Source organism: Pseudodonghicola sp., assembly GCF_048268305.1.
GTDB lineage: Bacteria > Pseudomonadota > Alphaproteobacteria > Rhodobacterales > Rhodobacteraceae > Pseudodonghicola.
Window position 1 is genome coordinate 391,724 of the sequence record NZ_JBLWVT010000002.1, and the last position, 16,150, is coordinate 407,873.

The 16,150-nt window shown below is 67.3% G+C and carries 16 protein-coding genes; 5 read left to right on the top strand and 11 right to left on the bottom strand.

Annotation, left to right across the window (positions count from 1 at the left end):
- Positions 1-337: 337 nt before the first annotated feature.
- The 5 genes from ACN0V4_RS04950 to ACN0V4_RS04970 all read right to left on the bottom strand — a co-directional run bounded on the left by ACN0V4_RS04950 (position 338) and on the right by ACN0V4_RS04970 (position 4,587).
- On the bottom strand, positions 338-1,159 hold the full coding sequence (locus ACN0V4_RS04950) for an arginyltransferase (RefSeq protein WP_417673605.1): 822 nt from the start codon (positions 1,157-1,159) through the stop codon (positions 338-340).
- 80 nt (positions 1,160-1,239) lie between these two features.
- A complete protein-coding gene (locus tag ACN0V4_RS04955) occupies positions 1,240-1,695 on the bottom strand; it encodes an RDD family protein (RefSeq protein ID WP_417673607.1) in 456 nt (151 codons plus the stop codon).
- Between the two features lie 88 nt (positions 1,696-1,783).
- Positions 1,784-2,269: a DUF2852 domain-containing protein gene (locus tag ACN0V4_RS04960; protein ID WP_417673609.1), complete on the bottom strand. Its 486-nt coding sequence runs from the start codon at positions 2,267-2,269 to the stop codon at positions 1,784-1,786.
- A 148-nt stretch (positions 2,270-2,417) separates the two neighbouring features.
- A complete protein-coding gene (locus tag ACN0V4_RS04965; RefSeq protein WP_417673611.1) occupies positions 2,418-4,019 on the bottom strand; it encodes a serine hydrolase in 1,602 nt (533 codons plus the stop codon).
- Positions 4,020-4,116: 97 nt separating this feature from the next.
- Positions 4,117-4,587 (bottom strand): YbaK/EbsC family protein, encoded by a 471-nt coding sequence (locus ACN0V4_RS04970; protein ID WP_417673613.1) that lies wholly within the window; start codon positions 4,585-4,587, stop codon positions 4,117-4,119.
- An 84-nt stretch (positions 4,588-4,671) separates the two neighbouring features.
- Between ACN0V4_RS04970 and ACN0V4_RS04975 the strand changes: the two genes are divergently transcribed.
- The 5 genes from ACN0V4_RS04975 (at position 4,672) to ACN0V4_RS04995 (ending at position 10,784) form a co-directional block, all read left to right on the top strand.
- Positions 4,672-7,482, top strand: coding sequence for a glutamine-synthetase adenylyltransferase (locus ACN0V4_RS04975; RefSeq protein ID WP_417673615.1), 2,811 nt, complete (start codon positions 4,672-4,674; stop codon positions 7,480-7,482).
- Complete coding sequence (locus tag ACN0V4_RS04980; protein ID WP_417673617.1) at positions 7,479-7,751, top strand: hypothetical protein; 273 nt, start codon at positions 7,479-7,481, stop codon at positions 7,749-7,751. The genes ACN0V4_RS04975 and ACN0V4_RS04980 overlap by 4 nt, the downstream gene beginning before the upstream one ends.
- Before the next feature lie 149 nt (positions 7,752-7,900).
- On the top strand, positions 7,901-8,824 hold the full coding sequence (locus ACN0V4_RS04985; RefSeq protein ID WP_417673618.1) for an HNH endonuclease: 924 nt from the start codon (positions 7,901-7,903) through the stop codon (positions 8,822-8,824).
- Between the two features lie 224 nt (positions 8,825-9,048).
- Positions 9,049-10,245 (top strand): RSP_2647 family RNA methyltransferase, encoded by a 1,197-nt coding sequence (locus ACN0V4_RS04990; RefSeq protein ID WP_417673620.1) that lies wholly within the window; start codon positions 9,049-9,051, stop codon positions 10,243-10,245.
- Positions 10,242-10,784 (top strand): RSP_2648 family PIN domain-containing protein, encoded by a 543-nt coding sequence (locus ACN0V4_RS04995; protein ID WP_417673622.1) that lies wholly within the window; start codon positions 10,242-10,244, stop codon positions 10,782-10,784. The genes ACN0V4_RS04990 and ACN0V4_RS04995 overlap by 4 nt, the downstream gene beginning before the upstream one ends.
- A gap of 17 nt (positions 10,785-10,801) precedes the next feature.
- On the opposite strand, the gene ACN0V4_RS05000 is transcribed toward ACN0V4_RS04995, so the two are convergent.
- The 6 genes from ACN0V4_RS05000 to ACN0V4_RS05025 form a co-directional block, all read right to left on the bottom strand.
- A complete protein-coding gene (locus ACN0V4_RS05000; protein WP_417673624.1) occupies positions 10,802-11,800 on the bottom strand; it encodes an LLM class flavin-dependent oxidoreductase in 999 nt (332 codons plus the stop codon).
- A 26-nt stretch (positions 11,801-11,826) separates the two neighbouring features.
- Positions 11,827-12,516: a M48 family metallopeptidase gene (locus ACN0V4_RS05005; RefSeq protein ID WP_417673626.1), complete on the bottom strand. Its 690-nt coding sequence runs from the start codon at positions 12,514-12,516 to the stop codon at positions 11,827-11,829.
- 79 nt (positions 12,517-12,595) lie between these two features.
- Positions 12,596-13,219 carry an AAA family ATPase gene (locus tag ACN0V4_RS05010; RefSeq protein WP_417673926.1) on the bottom strand — a complete coding sequence of 208 codons (624 nt, stop codon included), beginning with the start codon at positions 13,217-13,219 and terminating at the stop codon, positions 12,596-12,598.
- Positions 13,108-14,292: a vWA domain-containing protein gene (locus tag ACN0V4_RS05015; RefSeq protein WP_417673628.1), complete on the bottom strand. Its 1,185-nt coding sequence runs from the start codon at positions 14,290-14,292 to the stop codon at positions 13,108-13,110. Before ACN0V4_RS05015 ends, ACN0V4_RS05010 begins: the two co-directional genes overlap by 112 nt.
- 6 nt (positions 14,293-14,298) lie before the next feature.
- Entirely contained in the window at positions 14,299-14,466 is a 168-nt protein-coding gene (locus tag ACN0V4_RS05020; protein WP_417673630.1) for an apolipoprotein acyltransferase, read from the bottom strand.
- A 6-nt stretch (positions 14,467-14,472) separates the two neighbouring features.
- Positions 14,473-15,891: a DUF2927 domain-containing protein gene (locus tag ACN0V4_RS05025; protein ID WP_417673632.1), complete on the bottom strand. Its 1,419-nt coding sequence runs from the start codon at positions 15,889-15,891 to the stop codon at positions 14,473-14,475.
- Positions 15,892-16,150: the final 259 nt, after the last annotated feature.

The following is a 16,150-nucleotide window of genomic DNA, read 5'->3' on the forward strand; positions in this document are numbered from 1 at the left end:
CAAACGGTCCAGTGGACCGTTTTCAGCCGCGAACGGGCGTAGCCCCGGAAGGCACAGGGACAAACGGTCTAGTGGACCGTTCGGCGGGGAAACTCTCCCCCGGAGAGTTTCCTGATCCGCCTCACTCAGCCGCGAACGGGCGTAGCCCCGGACGGCGCAGGGACAAACGGTCCAGTGGACTGTTCGGCGGGGAAACTCTCCCCCGGAGAGTTTCCTGATCCGCCTCACTCAGCCGCGAACGGGCGCAGCTCCGGGAGGCGCAGGGACAAACGGTCCAGTGGTCGTTTTGCGGGAAGGGGGGCGGGGCCGCGCGCGAGCGGCGGCGCGGCGCGCCGGGTCAACGTCCGGTGGGGTGGCGGTCGGGCAGCGAGATATTGGCGACCTGTTCGGCGATCGGATCGGTCGAGAGCGGATGGGTGGTGGCGGCGAAGTCCTGCGGCTGGGTCATCTTCTGCCAGCGGCCGCCGGAATAGACCTCGAGCCCGGAGAAATTCGCCTTGTAGCCCATCTTCGGGCTGCCTGGCACCCAATAGCCGAGATAGACATAGGGCAGGGCGTTTTCGCGGGCGATCTCGATGTGATCGAGGATCATCCAGGTGCCGAGCGAGTCCTTGGGCAGATCGGGGTCGTAGAACGAATAGACCATGCTCAGCCCGTCCTCGAGCACATCGGTCAGCGCCACCGCGATCAGTTCCCGCGCGTCGCGGTCGGTATATTCGATCACCCGGCTGCGGATCGGAGTTTCCTCGATCATCGCGGCGAATTCGAAGACATCCATGTCGGCCATGCCGCCGTCGGCGTGCCGGGCATCGAGATAGCGACGGAAGAGATCATATTGATCCTCCGTCGCCCAGGGCGATGTGGCGCGGCGGCTGAGGTGGGCGTTGCGTTTGGCGATGCGCTTCTGGGTCTTGGTGGCGGTGAAGGCCGCCACGTCGATCCGTGCCGAGAGGCAGGCGGCGCAATCCGAGCAGGAGGGGCGGTAGAGCACGTTCTGCGATCGGCGAAAGCCCTGTTGCGACAGCGCGTTGTTGAGCCGGTCCGCCCCTTCGCCCTGCAGCGCGGTGAACAGCTTGCGCTCCATCCGTCCGGCCAGATAGGGGCAGGGTTGTGGGGCCGTGACATAGAATTGCGGCGCGATGGGAAGCGTATGGCGCATGGGTCTTCCGCGGCTGTGTGACGGGATGATAACAACCGATTTCAGACCCGCCAAGTGGCGATTGCGTGACCTTTTCCTCCCTAGAATGTGGCGCGGCGGTTCAGCATGACGGTATTGACGAAGAGGTCGGGAAGCCCCTGACCGCGGGAGCCGGTCAGCATCAAGACCACCGAGATCAGCTGGAAGATCGGCAGCGCGAAGCAGAGGCTGAAGCCGAGCGTATGCAGCACCGCCTGCCCGAGGTCGAGCCTTTGGCCGGCGGCGTCGCGCAGTTCGATCCCGGCAAAGCGCATGCCCCAGGTGGCGGAGCCGTTGGCGATGGTGACCACCCGATAGGCGAAGCCCAGGGTGAGAAAGAGGAAGGGCCAGATCAGCACGCCGACAAAGGCGGTGATCAGCACGGCGCCCAGGGTCAGCCCCAGGGTGATCAGGCTGTCGACCACCCAGGCGATCAGCCGTCTGGCGGGCACGCCCTGATAGAATTGCGGCTGGCGGTCGGGGTCGGGCAGATGCGGGCTCGGGGCGGTATAGGTCATCGGGACAGGATCTTGTGCGGGGGTGGCTGGTGAGGGAGGCAAGGGCCCCGGCATCTGCCGGAGCCCCCGGGACGGGCGAGAGCCGCGTTCAGCGCTGTTGGTCCGGCGCCTCGTCGGTCTTGGTCGAGACCTCCTCGGCGGCGCGGCGGGCGCGGTCGTCCATGAACTGGTCGAATTCCGCCTTGTCCTTGGCCTCGCGCAGGCGGGTCAAGAAGGCTTCGAAATCGGTCTGCTCCTGTTCCAGCCGGCGCAGGGTTTCCTCGCGATAGGCGTCGAAGGCGCTGTTGCCCGAGGACATGGAGGGCCCCATGCCGTGCCGGCCCATGCCGCGGCCATAGCCGAAGCCTTGGCCGAAACCCTGACGGGCGGAGCGATGCGAGCAGGACGAACGGAACATGTGTTTTCCCCAGATCATGTAGAAGAGAATAGCAAGGCCGACGGGCCAGAAGAAGATGAAGCCCAGCACCATGACAGCGATCCAGGCGCCTTTGCCCTTGCTGTCCAGCCAGCCTTCGATCCGCGAGAACCAGCCATAGCGGGCATAGCCGGGGGCTGGGTCGGTGAGCATGGTCATTGTCGGTGTCTCCGAGATGCGGTGATCAGATGCGATGTGAATGCTTTTCACATTGAAGAAGATCGGAGTCCTTGGGCCGCTTTGCAAGGGGGATGTGAATGTTTTTTACATTATCTTCGTTTTCTATATTATTCCAATGGCTTGCATGTCATTCTGCGGCTCGGAAGGCGCCCAGGCCATAGTCGTTGAGGTGCTCGATCGTCACCTGGAGGGGCTTGCCATCGGTATCGGTCTGGAAGTCCAGGCGCGAAATCGAGCCGGCCGGCTGGTTTTCGGTCACGGTCTGGACGATGAAACTGTCGCCGTTCCAATGGGTCATCTCCAGCCGATGCTCCTGCGGGCCGAGCCGCAGGACCAGCCCATGATCGTCGCGTTCCACCCGGATCGGGCCGAAATAGGGGTTGAGGTATGCGCCGACATAGGCGCTGTCAGGTTTGGCGGGGGCCGGATTGGCCGGTGGGCTGACGCCGACTAGGCTGCCGAGCGGGGCGGAGAGCGCCGCCATGCGCGGGGCGTAACCGGCGAACCAGTCGCGGCTGTCGACCCCGAGTTCGGCACGGTCAGCGAAGGAGGCGGCGATCGCCTCGGCCGCGCCGGTGGGCAGCGCGTTGGTCAGCACCACGATCCCAAGATCGAGATCGGGGATCAGCATATAGGTGGTAGAGGCCCCCAGCGCGAAGGCGCCGGAATGGCTGATGACCACCCGCCCGCTGGCGCGGGTACCGACACCGAAGCCATAGCCATAGAGGCTGGGGCGCGCGGCCGGCGACATCGGCAGCCCGTCGATCGCCTGCGGCGAGATCGCGGGGATCAGCGCCTCGGTGGTGATGAGCTGTTGATCACCAAGCTCGCCGGTGGCCAGTACCAGCGCCATCCAGCGCGCCATGTCGTTGACTGAGGAACTGACACCGCCCGCCGGGCTTTGTGCATCGGGCTGGCGTTGGTCCGAGACCGCGAAAAGATCGCCGTCGCGCACATGGCTGGCGGCGCGATTGGGCCGGGCCATGTAATCGGCATGGCGCGAGCTGGTCGAGCTCATCCCGAGGGGGGTATAGAGCATCTGGTCCGACAGGTTGGCCCAATCGGTGCCGGCGGCCACCGCCACCGCCTCGGCCGCCGCGGTCAGGCCGAAGTTGGTATAGGCGTAATGGGCGCGAAACGGGTGTTGCGGCAGCAACGCCAGCCGGTCGAGCACGGCGCGGCGATCATAGCCGATGTCCTCCAGATCGTCGCCGGCATGGTCCGGCAGGCCGGAGCGGTGGGCATAGAGATCGCCGATGGTCACATGGCTGTCGATCCAGGGATCGCCCAGGGTGAACCAGGGCAGGAAGTCACGCACCGGGCTGTCCCAGCTCACCGTGCCGGCGCTGACCTCGGCGGCGACCACCGTGGCGCCGACCGATTTGGACAGCGAGGCGAGCAGGAAGACGGTATCGGCATCGACCGGCTCGGGCTGACCCACCGCGCGCAGGCCGAAGCCGCGGGCATAGACGGTCTTGCCGTGGTGAACCACCGCGATGGCAAGCCCGGGAATGCCGCTGCGCTCCAGCATCTCCTGGCCCAGATCGTCGAGCGTGGCGACGGCGGCCTCGATCCGCGCATCGGGAACCGGCAGCAGCACGGTCAGCGGCGGCGCCGGCATCGGGTCGGGCAGGGCGAGCGGGGGCAGGCTGGGCTCGGCCCGGGCGATGCTGGTCAGAGCCAGACCCAGGGCCAAGGCGAGGGGGGCGGGAAAATTCCGAAAATACAATAGATTTATCCTTCGTCGCCGGCGCATCGGGGGCGCGCGCCTGTGACGAAGCCTAACCGGGGTGCCTGCCCCGGCCAACCCCGGGCGGGAGATAATGTTAGTCGGCGGTAAACTCGGCCTTTTGCGCGCCGGTCAGCCGTTCCAGATCGGTGGGGGCGATCGGAAAGACGTGATGCGGGGTGCCGGCGGCGGCCCAGACCACCTCGAAGGCCTCCAGCCGGGGGTCGAGAAAGGCGCGGATCGGGGTCAGATGCCCAACCGGAGAGACGCCGCCGATGGCAAAGCCGGTCTGTGCCCGCACCAGTGCCGCATCGGCCTTGCCCAGCGGCTCGCCGGCGATCTCGGCCGCCTTGGCGGGATCGACCTGATTGCCGCCGGCGGTCAGGAACAGGAGCGCCTCGCCACTTTCTTCGCCCTTGAAGATGATCGACTTGGCAATCTCATCGACCTCGCAGCCCACCGCGCGCGCCGCGTCGGCGGCGGTGCGGGCCAGGTCGGTTTCGCGGATCTGCGGGTCCAGCCCGGCGGCCTCCAGGGCGGCGCGGACGCGTTTCATGCTCTTGCTCATGGGCGCAGGATTGCCGCGCCGACACGTCGAGTTCAAGCGTTTCCCGCATTGACGCCGCGCTCGCCGCACAGCAATCCTGCCGCCATGACCAACCCGCTGAATATCGCGCGGCTGCCGCGCCCCTTCGATCCTGCGCTCGGGGAAGAGACCCGCGCCGCCCTGCCGGGGGTGACCGGTGATCAGGCGCGGCTGCTGGCCGGTGCCGGCGGCTCCAGCCCCTATCTCAAAGGGTTGATCACGCGCGAGGCCGGCTGGCTTGAAACCGCGCTTGATGATCCCGAGACGGCGGTTGCCGCGGTCTTGGCGGGCTGTCGCGAATTGGCGCCCGATCAGTTGAAACCCGGTCTCCGCCAGGCCAAGCGGCGGGTGGCACTGATCACCGCCCTGGCCGATCTGGCGGGCGCCTGGCCGCTGGAGCGGGTGACCGGCCTGCTGACCGATTTCGCCGGCCTCGCCTGCGATCTGGCGCTGAAATCCGAAATCGCCACACTGATCCGTCGGGGCAAGATCCCCGGCCAGGGCCCCGAGGATGTGGCCGAGGCCGCCGGCCTGACCGTTCTGGCCATGGGCAAGATGGGCGCGCACGAGCTGAACTATAGTTCCGACATCGACCTGATCTGCCTGTTCGACGAGACCCGCTATGGTCCCGATGACTATCAGGAGGCCCGCGCCAGCCTGATCCGGGCGACCCGCAACATGGCGGCGCTGCTGTCTGACAAGACGGCGGACGGCTATGTCTTCCGCACCGATCTCAGGCTGCGGCCCGACCCTTCGGTCACCCCGGTCTGCATCTCGATGGCGGCGGCGGAGACCTATTACGAAAGCCTCGGCCGCACTTGGGAGCGGGCCGCCTATATCAAGGCGCGGCCCTGCGCCGGCGATCTCGCGGCGGGGCAGCGGTTCCTGCAGACCCTGCGCCCCTTCGTCTGGCGCAAGCATCTGGATTTCGCGGCGATCCAGGACGCCCACGACATGCGGCTGCGCATCCGCGAGACCAAGGGCACCGGCGGGCCGATCGTGGTGCCGGGCCATGACATGAAGCTGGGGCGCGGCGGCATCCGCGAGATCGAATTCTTCACCCAGACCCGGCAGCTGATCGCCGGCGGCCGCGATCCCGACCTGCGTCTGCGCGGCACCGTCGAGGGGCTGGCGGCGCTGGCCGCCAAGGGTTGGGTCGACCCCGCCATCGCCGAGGAGCTGAGCGATCACTATCGCGCTCACCGCGAGGTCGAGCATCGTATCCAGATGGTGCATGACGCACAGATCCACCGGATGCCCGCGACCGAGGAGGGGATCGAGCGGATCGCCTGCCTGATGGGGATATCGCAGGAGGACCTGCGGGTGCAGGTGGCCGACAGGCTCGCCCGGGTACATGCGCTGACCGAGGATTTCTTTGCCCCCGACGCATCCTCTGCTCCGGCGCCGGAGCCCGAGGCCGAGGCGCTCGATTCCGCGGTGCTGGCGCGCTGGCCGAGCTATCCGGCGCTCAGATCGCAGCGGGCGCAGCACATCTTCGAGCGGCTCAAGCCCGAGCTGCTGGCGCGGATGGCACGCACTGCCAAGCCGGAGGAAACCCTGCAGGCCTTCGACGGCTTCCTGGCGGGCCTGCCGGCGGGGGTGCAGCTTTTCTCGCTGTTCGAGGCCAATCCGCAGCTGATCGACTTGCTGATCGACATCGCCGGCACCTCTCACGCGCTGGCACAATATCTGTCGCGCAATTCCAGCGTTTTCGATGCGGTGATCGGTGGCGATTTCTTCAGCGATTGGCCGGGCGAGACGGCCCTCAGGGCGGGGCTCGAAGCGCGGCTGGCGATCGAGGCGGATTATGAAACCCAGCTCGACGCCGCGCGGCGCTGGATGAAGGAATGGCATTTCCGCATCGGTGTGCATCTGCTGCGCGGGCTGATTTCGGCGGACCGGGCCGGGTTGCAGTATGCCGAACTGGCGGATGTGGTGATCGCCTCGGTGACGCCGCTGGTGACGCGGCAATTCGCGGCCAAGCATGGCACCCCGCCGGGGCGCGGCGCCGCGGTTCTGGGGATGGGATCGCTCGGCGCCAGGCGGCTGAATGCCAGATCCGATCTTGACCTGATCGTGATCTACGATCCGCTGGAAGAGGAGATGTCGGCCGGTCCACGGCCGCTGGCGGTGCGGCCCTATTACGCCCGGCTGACCCAGGCCTTGGTCACGGCCCTGACCGCGCCGATGGCGGAGGGCCGGCTTTACGAGGTCGACATGCGGCTGCGTCCCTCGGGCAGCCAGGGGCCGGTGGCGACCAGTTGGACCAGTTTCACCCTCTATCAGCGGGACGAGGCCTGGAACTGGGAACATCTGGCGCTGACCCGCGCCCGGGTGGTGGCCGGCGACGACCGGCTGGGCCGCGATATCGAGGCGTTCCGGCGCGAGATCATCGCCGGTCCGCAGGATCGCGCCAAGCTGATCGCCGATGTGGCGGAGATGCGGGCGCGGATCGCCGCGGCGAAGGTGCCGGCTGGGCTCTGGGATGCCAAGACCGGGGCGGGGCGGATGCTGGATATCGAGCTGGTGGCGCAGAGCGGCGCGCTGTTGTCGGGCAGCGCCGCGCGGGATGTGGCGGCGGGGCTGAAGGGCGCCGTCGCGGTGAAATGGCTGAGCGGCGAAGAGGCGGCGCAGCTTGAGGCGGTTTATGAGCTGTGCTGGGCGGTCAATACCGCGGCGCGGCTGATCTCCTCAGATGGGCTTAAGGACGAGGCTCTGGGCGAGGGGGCGGCGGCCTTTCTATGCCGCAGCACCGGCGCGACGGATCTCGAGGCGCTGCGGGCGCGGCTGGCGCGGAGTTATCACCAGGCCGCAGAGGTGATCGACGCGGCGCTGGCGCGCGAAGAGACCGGGGCGACGCAGGCGGACGGGGCATGAAGGGCGACCATCCAGCCGACCCCAAGGCCCTGATCCGCGAGGCCTATCGCATCGAGGGGATCAGCGAGCCGGAGTGCCGGATCATCTTTCTGGACTGGGCGCTGGGATTGCCGGCGGGCTGGGGACCGGCCGAGGCCATCGAGGCGATGCTGACGCTTTATGGCGCGGGCGCGCCGGACCATCCGATGACCCATGTCCTGCGGGCCGGGCTGGAAACCGGCGCCGCCCCTCGCCGGCGCGGCGGCTGGCGCGCGCGGCGCGAGGGCTGAGGCGGGCAGGGGACTTTGGCGCAGATATCTAAGCTATTGGAGGCCATGCTGTTGCATTCGTGCGGAACGCGCGCCTGGCAGGAGGTGAGTGACCCGGGCCTCCACCTTAAAGTGCTTGCGCTCCCGGGGGCGGGTGCTTTCCTGGCAAGATGGTAAATCTGGTTCTCTTGCATAAGGCCGACTCGATCTACGAGGACGAGCCGGACGTCGTCTATGATTTTCCCCGTACCTATCTGAAAGCGGTTCGGGAGGCTGTGGGCGACTGGGTCGTCTACTACGAGCCGGTCAAGGCCGGCCCGCGTGGGTACTTCGCCGTCGCGAAGATCCGACAGATCATTCCGAAACCGGGCGTTGAGGGACGATATCTCGCGCTCATCGAGCCGGGCAGCTATCTTCCTTTCGATGCGGAGGTGCCACGCCTTGTGGACGGGCGGCCGCTTGAGGCGTCTCTGGCCGAACCGGATGGGACGCCGAAGAAGGGGGGCGCTGTTCAGCTCGCCGTGCGGCGGCTGCCGGAGGCCGAGTTCGCTCGGATCGTTGATTACGGTCTGCCCCAAGACCTCGAACGCCGCGAGGCCACGCGCTATGGTCCCTTCGCCGAGGGGCTGGAGGACGAGGCCGCGCCGTTCCAGCGCCCGGTCTTGGAACGGCTGACGCGCCGTCCCTATCGTGACGTCGCCTTCCGCCGGAAAGTGCGCGAGGCCTATGACTACCGTTGTGCCATGTCAGGTCTTCAGCTTCGCAATGGCGGCGGGCGGCCGGAAGTTCAGGCCGCGCATATCCGTCCGGTGGAGCGAGAGGGCAGCGATGCTGTCCGCAATGGTCTGGCCCTGTCCGGAACACTGCACTGGATGTTCGACCGTGGCCTGATTTCCGTCGCCGAGGATTGTGAGACGATCCTCGTTTCGCGCAACAAGGTGCCGGGAGAAGTCGTGAGCCGACTGCTGCGGCCGGATGGCAAGCTTTGGAAGCCATCGGATCAGAAGAACTGGCCGAGCCCTGCAAACCTGAAATGGCATCGCGAGAACGTCTTTGGCCAGACGATCGGCGATGAGCCGGTCAATTGGGGGTGAGTGCTCCTCGGATGCGCCGCCAAAAGGCTTGTTTGTCTAGGCCCTTGCCGAAGGTCTGAGGCGGGTGGGGGCTCTGCCCTCCAGTGACCTTCGGCCTCCCCCTGGGATACGTCTGGCCGGGAAAGGCGGTGAGCGGATGGACGGTCCGGGCCGGTGTTCGGAGACGCCCTAGCTGTGCGTGGGGCCTTCCCAGATGCGCGCATTGGGCCTATGAGGGCGGCATGATGACAGATGATCTTCCCCGCGTTCGACTGATGCCCAAGGCCAATGCCCGGGCTATCCGCCATGGTTTTCCCTGGGTCTATGCCAATGAGCTGGTCACCGACCGGCGCACCAAGGCGCTGGCGCCCGGCAGTCTTGCGGTGCTGGAGGACAGCGGCCGGGTCGAGATGGGGCTGGTCGCGGTCAATCCGATGTCGCGCATCATCTGCCGGATGCTCGACCGCGATGCCGGCGCGGTGATTGATCGCGCCTGGTTCGCCGCCCGGATCTCCCGTGGGCTGGAACTGCGTGAACGGCTGTACGAAGCGCCGTTTTATCGGCTGATCCATGCCGAGGCCGATGGGCTGCCCGGCGTGGTGATCGACCGGTTCGGCGATGCGGCGGTGATCCAGCCCAATGCCGCCTGGGCCGAGGTGCTGATCGAGGAACTGGCCGCGGCGCTGGTCGAGGTTACCGGCGTGACCACGGTTCTGAAGAACGCCGCCGGTCGCACCCGGTCGCTCGAAGGGCTGGACGACGCCAGCGCCGTGCTCGTGGGCGCCGCACCGGCGACGGCGCTGCCGGTGCCGATGAACGGGGCCACCTATATGGCCGACCTCACCGGTGGGCAGAAGACCGGGCTGTTCTATGACCAGCGTCCGAACCATGCCTTTGCCGCCCGCCTGGTGGCGCCGGGCGCGCGGGTGCTCGATGTCTTCTCTCATGTCGGCGGCTTTGCGCTCGCGATGCTGGCGGCCGGTGCCGGTCAGGCGCTGGCGGTCGATGGCTCTGCTCCGGCGCTGGAGCTGGCCGAGGCCGGGGCCGCGGCGGGCGGCATGGCCGAGCGGTTCGCCACCCGGCAGGGCGATGCCTTCGACGTGATGACGGCGCTGGCCGCCGAAGGGGCGCAATTCGACGTGGTGGTCTGCGATCCGCCCGCCTTCGCGCCGAACAAGCAGGCGCTGGATGCCGGCCTGCGCGCCTATGAACGGGTGGCGCGGCTGGCGGCGGCGCTGGTGGCGCCGGGCGGCTATCTGGGGCTCTGCTCCTGTTCCCACGCCGCCGATCTGGCGAATTTCCGTGGCGCGTCGGCCCGTGGCATCGGCAAGGCCGGGCGGCGCGGGCAGTTGCTGCACACCGGCTTTGCCGGGCCGGATCACCCGCAGCTGCCGCAGCTGGCCGAAACGGCTTACCTCAAGGCGCTGTTCTTCCGGCTGTGAAGATCGTTCTGGATACCTGCGTGCTTTACCCCACGGTAATGCGCGAGATGCTGCTGGGGGCGGCGAAGCTCGGGCATTATAGGCCGCTCTGGTCGGCGCGTATCCTCGAGGAATGGGCGCGCGCGGCGATCAAGCTGGGGCCCGGGGGCGAGGCGCAGGCACGGGGCGAGATCGCGCTGCTGCGCGCGGACTGGCCGGGGGCCGAGGTGCCGCCGGCGCCGGGGATCGAGGCGCGCCTCTGGCTGCCCGATCCGGCCGATCTGCATGTGCTGGCGGTGGCGGTGGCCTCCTCGGCCGATGCGATCCTGACGATGAACCGGCAGGATTTTCCCAAGAATATCCTGGCGGAAGAGGGGCTGGACCGGCTGGAACCCGACGGGTTCCTGCATGATCTCTGGCGCAGCGATCCCGAGGGGATGGCCGCGGTCGGCACCCGGGTGCTGGCGCGCGCCAATGAATTGGCGGGGGGCGGCTGGGACATCCGCGGGCTGATGAAAAAGGCGCGGCTGCCGCGTCTGGGCAAGGCGCTGGCCGGCTAAACCGGCCAGCAGGGGGCTCAGGCGGGCTCCGCCCCAAGGCTTTGCATCACCTCCGCCGCGATCTCGAAGGAGTGGATGCGCGCCGCGGGATCGTGGATCTGGCCTGAGATCATCACCTCGTCGGGTTGATAGGCCTCGATCAGCCGGGCGGTCTGTTCCCGTACCTGGGCGGCGTCGCCGGTGGCGCTGACCGAAAGCGCGTGGTTCACCGCGCGGATCCAGGCGGGTTCGGCGACATCCTCGATCCGCGCGACCGGGCGGGGCAGTTTGCTGGGCTGACCCGAGCGCAGCCGGACAAAGGCCTGCTGCATCGAGGTGCGCAGATAGATCGCCTGATCAGAGGTATCGGCGGCGAAGATGTTCATCGCCATCATGAAATGCGGGGCTGAGAGGTATTCCGAAGGCTTGAAGCCGCGGCGATAGACCTCTGCCGCCTGGCCCAGCATGTCGGGCGCGAAATGCGAGGCGAAGGCGTAGGGCAGGCCCAGATGCGCGGCGAGCTGCGCGCCATAGAGCGAGGAGCCGAGGATCCAGACCGGCACCTTGCTGCCTTCGCCGGGGATCGCGTGCAGCTTTTGCCCCGGTTCGGGATCGCCCAGATAGGCCATCAGCTCCAGCACGTCCTGCGGGAAGGTATCCTGCGCGGCCATGTTGCGGCGGAGCGCCCGGGCGGTCTCCATATCGGTGCCGGGCGCGCGGCCGAGGCCAAGGTCGATGCGATCCCCGTGAATGGCCGCCAGGGTGCCGAATTGCTCGGCGATCACCAGCGGCGAATGGTTGGGCAGCATGATGCCGCCCGAACCCACCCGCATCCGCGTGGTATGGGCGGCGATATGGCCGATCATCACCGCCGTGGCGGAGGAGGCGATGCCGGGCATGTTGTGATGTTCCGCCAGCCAGTAGCGGTGATACCCCAATCCCTCCGCCGCCTGCGCCAGCGCGGTGGAATTGCGGATCGACTGGGCGGCGTCGGCGCCTTCGGGGATCGGCGCGAGATCGAGCAGAGAGTAACGCATGGGAAATCCTTCGGGGAGTGATCGGGTCAGCGGGCGGTTTGCCAGCGGGCTTCCAGCCGCTCGAGCGCGGCGATGCGCTCGGTGGTTTTCGGGTGGCTCATCAGCCAGGCCGGGGCGACGCCGGCGCGCGATTGCGTCAGCGCCTCGAGCTTGGTGAAAAGCGATTTCTGTGGCGCGATACCGATGCCGGCCTTGGTCAGGAGCGCGGCGGCATATTCGTCGGCCTCGTATTCATCGCCGCGCGACAGCCGGGCGGCAAGAAGGCCGGTCAGCATATTGGCGATCCAGACCCCTGCCACCGGGATGATCCGCCCCAACACCATGATCAGCGCGGTTCTCAATGCGTTCTGGCCGGAGAAATCCAGCATCCGCCGCCGCGCGTGCCCCAGCGCCACATGGCCCAGCTCATGGGCGATGACGCTGGCCATCTCGTCGCCCGAAACCTCGCCATTGCGGTATTTGCGATAGAAACCGCGCGTGATGAAGATGCGCCCGTCGGGCGCCGCCAGCCCGTTCACCGGGTCGATCTCGTAGATATAGACCGGAATGCGGTCGAGCCCGAGCGCGGCGGCAAGCCGGTCGGTCAGCACCTTCAGCCCGGGGTCGGCCAATTCGGTCGACCGAGCATCAAGTTCGCGATGGGTGCGCCAAGCCGACAGGCGGTACATCACCAGCGCGTAGAGAATGGCCAGAAGGATGGGGGTGACACGGATCATGAGGGGAATATGGGGCGCAGCCCCGGGGCCGGCAAGCACAGAGATGGGCAGATGTCGGGTTCGCCCACGCCGCCGGGTCTCAGCGCAGCCGGTCGACGATCCGCTCCACCGACTGCTCTGGCCCGAGCACCGCAGTGTCGAGCGTCAGAACCGGCTGCGCCCAGGGCTGATAGTCGCGATCAAGCACCGCTTGCCAGGCGGGCAGGACATGGCCCGGCAGATCGGCCTGTCGGGTCTCGATGCGCCGGCGATGTTCGTCCGGGTCGCTGCAGATGATCTCGACATCCAGCAGGCGCGCCCCGGCGGCGCCGGCGGTCTCGGCCCAGAGTTGCCGGGTCAGCGCAATCGGGTTGACGGTATCGGCGATGACATCGCGGCCGAGGCCGAGATTGTCCCGGGCCACCGCGGCAAGCACGCGATAGCCAGCATCCTCTGCCGCCTCGATCCGCAAGCTGCTGTGCTTCAGGGCGGTCTCGATGCTGTCGACCCGCAGGTATTGGGCGCCGATCCGTCGCGCCAGCCGGCGGGCGATCGTCGTCTTGCCGACCCCGGGCAGCCCGGACAGGGCGATCAGCCAGGGCTGAGCGCGGTTCAGCGCGTCAGCTCCTTCATACCCTTTTCCAGGCCGGACAGCGTCATCGGCACCATGCGGCTGTCGAAGATCTCGCGGATCATCTGGATCGAATGGGTATAGTCCCAGTATTTCTCGGGCACCGGGTTGATCCAGAGATTGTCTTTCCACTGCTCGCGGGCGCGCTGCAGCCAGACCTGGCCGGCCTCGGCGTTCCAATGTTCGTTGGCGCCGCCGGCATAGGCGATCTCATAGGGCGACATCGAGGCATCGCCGACGAAGATGCATTTGTAATCCGGCCCATAGGTGCGCAGCACCTCCTCGGTCGGGGTCTGGGCATTCCAGCGGCGGCGGTTGTCGCGCCAGACGCCTTCATAGAGGCAATTGTGGAAGTAATAGTATTCCAGATGCTTGAATTCGGTTCGCGCGGCCGAGAACAGCTCCTCCACCACCTTGATATGCGGGTCCATCGAGCCGCCGACATCGAGAAACAGCAGTACCTTGACCGCATTGTGCCGCTCGGGGCGGGTCTTGACGTCGAGATAGCCGTTTTCGGCGGTGGCGCGGATGGTGCCGTCAAGGTCCAGCTCCTCCGCCGCGCCCTCGCGGGCCCAGCGGCGCAGCCGTTTCAGCGCCACCTTGATGTTGCGGGTGCCAAGCTCGACGGTATCGTCGAGGTTCTTGAATTCACGCTTGTCCCAGACCTTGACGGCGCGGCGGTGGCGGCTTTCGTCCTGGCCGATGCGTATGCCTTCGGGGTTGTAGCCATAGGCGCCGAAGGGCGAGGTGCCGGCGGTGCCGATCCACTTGTTGCCGCCCTGATGCCGGCCCTGCTGCTCCTTCAGCCGCTCCTTCAGCGTCTCCATCAGCTTGTCGAAGCCGCCCAAAGCCTCGATCTCGGCCTTCTCCTCTTCGCTGAGGTATTTCTCGGCCATCTTGGTCAGCCAGTCGGCGGGCAGGTCCACCGCCTCGAGCACCTGGTCGAAGCTGATCTGCTCCAGCCCCTTGAAGGTGGCGGCGAAGGCGCGGTCGAATTTGTCGAGGTTGCGTTCGTCCTTCACCATCACCGTGCGGGCGAGGTAATAGAACGCCTCCACGTCATAGGTGGCGATCCCCGCCTTCATGCCTTCGAGAAAGGCGAGATATTCCCGAAGCGAGACGGGAATGCCGGCCTTGCGGAGGTTTTCGAAGAAGGGCAGGAACATCGGACCTCACAGGGCTGCGCGGTGGATCAGGATCGTTGCTAACACCCCGACAATAGCAAAAGCAATCGCATAGCCGGCAGCATATTGCGCAATGTCGGCCGGTTTGCCGCCACGTTTCCGGGCGGTGAGGCCGCCGATCACGGCGCCGATGAGGGCGGCGAAAATAACGATCATGCGTGATTATCCCTGACGTCTGCTATTCGGGTTGAGCGCGGCGATCTCGCTGATCTTGGTGCGCACCGCCCAGTCGGAACCAAAGCCGTAACGGGCCCAGCCCAGGCTGTCCAGCCGGATCGCCTCGGCCTGTTTGGTCTCGCCCATGGTCTCAAGCGCCTCGGCCTTCAGCATCATCAGAGTCGCCAGCAGGGCGGCGTTCTCGGATTGCTGGACCAGCGGCAGCATCGGTTCGATCTCGGCCAGGGCCTGCTGCGGGGCGCCCCGCGCAATGGCATAGGCGGCGGTCTGGGTGACGACCTGCGCCTTGTGCAGCTGGGTGTCGGGGTTGCGGTCCAGCACTGCCTCGGCGGCGCGGAACTGGGCCTGGGCCGCCGCCGGATCGGTCAGCTGCAGGATGCGCCCCTGCAGGTAATAGCTGAAGGCCAGCCGCTGATCGGACCAGCCCTGTTGCCGGGCGATCTGGGTGGCGGTGGCGGCAGCGCCGCGGCGGGCGGGCAGGGGCACGTTCGGCCCCAGCGCCGTCTGCACCGCGTCGATCCAGCCGCGCGGCGTCAGGCTGACCGGCGTCGGCGCGATCCGGTCGCCGGCCGGGTTCAGCCGCGACAGGATCGCCGGCAACCGCGCCGCGACCTGGCCTTCGGTCATGCCGGAATGCAGCTCGGGCGCATAGGTGGCCCGCAGGATCAGCATGTCGAAGCCGGTCAGCACCGTATGCACGTTGTCGTCGTTGAAAACCGAATCCGGTAGCCGGTAGAGATCGTTCAGCGGCCCCAGCGCCTGCGCCAGTTCCTCGTGCAGGCAATCGCGCAGCTCTTGCGGGGTGCTGTCCGAGGGCACGAAGATGCCCATGCGGGTGCGGTCGCGCAGCGCCGACCAACTGGTCTTGGGCTTGCGGCGGTCGCGGCGGAATTCGTCGAAGCTCGACACATTGGGGACCACGAAACAGGCCGCCTGAGGCAGGGCGCTGCGGATTTCCTCGCGGCTCACCGCCTCGATGGTGATATTGGCGGCGCCGCGGTTCACCTGATGGATGTCGATCCCCGCCTCACGGCGCAGCCGGCTCAGCAGCCGGCGCAGATCGGGCGACAGGCTTGCCGGCGGCGTGCCGGTGACGCGCACGGTGACCGGGGTCTCGAACCGGGTGAAACTGTCGAGCTTGCGGCCGCTCTCCAGTTCGAAATGCAGCGCCAGGAAATCGGCGGCGATATTCGGGTTCGACCGCCGCGGCGCCTCGGGATGGGCGGCGGCGAAGGCCTTCATCGGCGGCAGGGTGCTGTCGGCGACACGCGCCCGCGTCGGCAGGTCGTCGAGCGGCACCACCGAACAGGCGGAGAGCGTGATCAGCCCGAGGCCGAGGAATGCCGCGCCGAGCGTCGGGCGCAGGCGCCGCGCCGCAGAGCGGAAGGGGGGGAGATATGTCATCTTGCTCGCCGGATCGTAAACACCTGAACACCCTCTCCCGGGGCCTCTGACCGGGAGGGGGAAATACTATATTCAAACGATAGGTCCGATTGGCTGAGGCCGCAACGGTTGTGATGCCCGCCGCCCGGCGCGCTGCGGCGGCAGGGCTCCTTTCGCGGACCCGTTCGGAAACCTGCCCAGCCGGCGGTCGCGCCCCCTCAGGGGCGCCCCGGAACTTGCGACAATTCCGCGCCATGCTGTTGCAGGAAAATGGGCATCG

Coding starts and splice junctions, on each gene's coding strand:
- ACN0V4_RS04950 (WP_417673605.1), bottom strand. CDS start 1,159: ATGCGCCATACGCTTCCCATCGCGCCGCAATTCTATGTCACGGCCCCA.
- ACN0V4_RS04955 (WP_417673607.1), bottom strand. CDS start 1,695: ATGACCTATACCGCCCCGAGCCCGCATCTGCCCGACCCCGACCGCCAG.
- ACN0V4_RS04960 (WP_417673609.1), bottom strand. CDS start 2,269: ATGACCATGCTCACCGACCCAGCCCCCGGCTATGCCCGCTATGGCTGG.
- ACN0V4_RS04970 (WP_417673613.1), bottom strand. CDS start 4,587: ATGAGCAAGAGCATGAAACGCGTCCGCGCCGCCCTGGAGGCCGCCGGG.
- ACN0V4_RS04975 (WP_417673615.1), top strand. CDS start 4,672: ATGACCAACCCGCTGAATATCGCGCGGCTGCCGCGCCCCTTCGATCCT.
- ACN0V4_RS04980 (WP_417673617.1), top strand. CDS start 7,479: ATGAAGGGCGACCATCCAGCCGACCCCAAGGCCCTGATCCGCGAGGCC.
- ACN0V4_RS04985 (WP_417673618.1), top strand. CDS start 7,901: ATGGTAAATCTGGTTCTCTTGCATAAGGCCGACTCGATCTACGAGGAC.
- ACN0V4_RS04990 (WP_417673620.1), top strand. CDS start 9,049: ATGACAGATGATCTTCCCCGCGTTCGACTGATGCCCAAGGCCAATGCC.
- ACN0V4_RS05000 (WP_417673624.1), bottom strand. CDS start 11,800: ATGCGTTACTCTCTGCTCGATCTCGCGCCGATCCCCGAAGGCGCCGAC.
- ACN0V4_RS05005 (WP_417673626.1), bottom strand. CDS start 12,516: ATGATCCGTGTCACCCCCATCCTTCTGGCCATTCTCTACGCGCTGGTG.
- ACN0V4_RS05015 (WP_417673628.1), bottom strand. CDS start 14,292: ATGTTCCTGCCCTTCTTCGAAAACCTCCGCAAGGCCGGCATTCCCGTC.
- ACN0V4_RS05020 (WP_417673630.1), bottom strand. CDS start 14,466: ATGATCGTTATTTTCGCCGCCCTCATCGGCGCCGTGATCGGCGGCCTC.
- ACN0V4_RS05025 (WP_417673632.1), bottom strand. CDS start 15,891: ATGACATATCTCCCCCCCTTCCGCTCTGCGGCGCGGCGCCTGCGCCCG.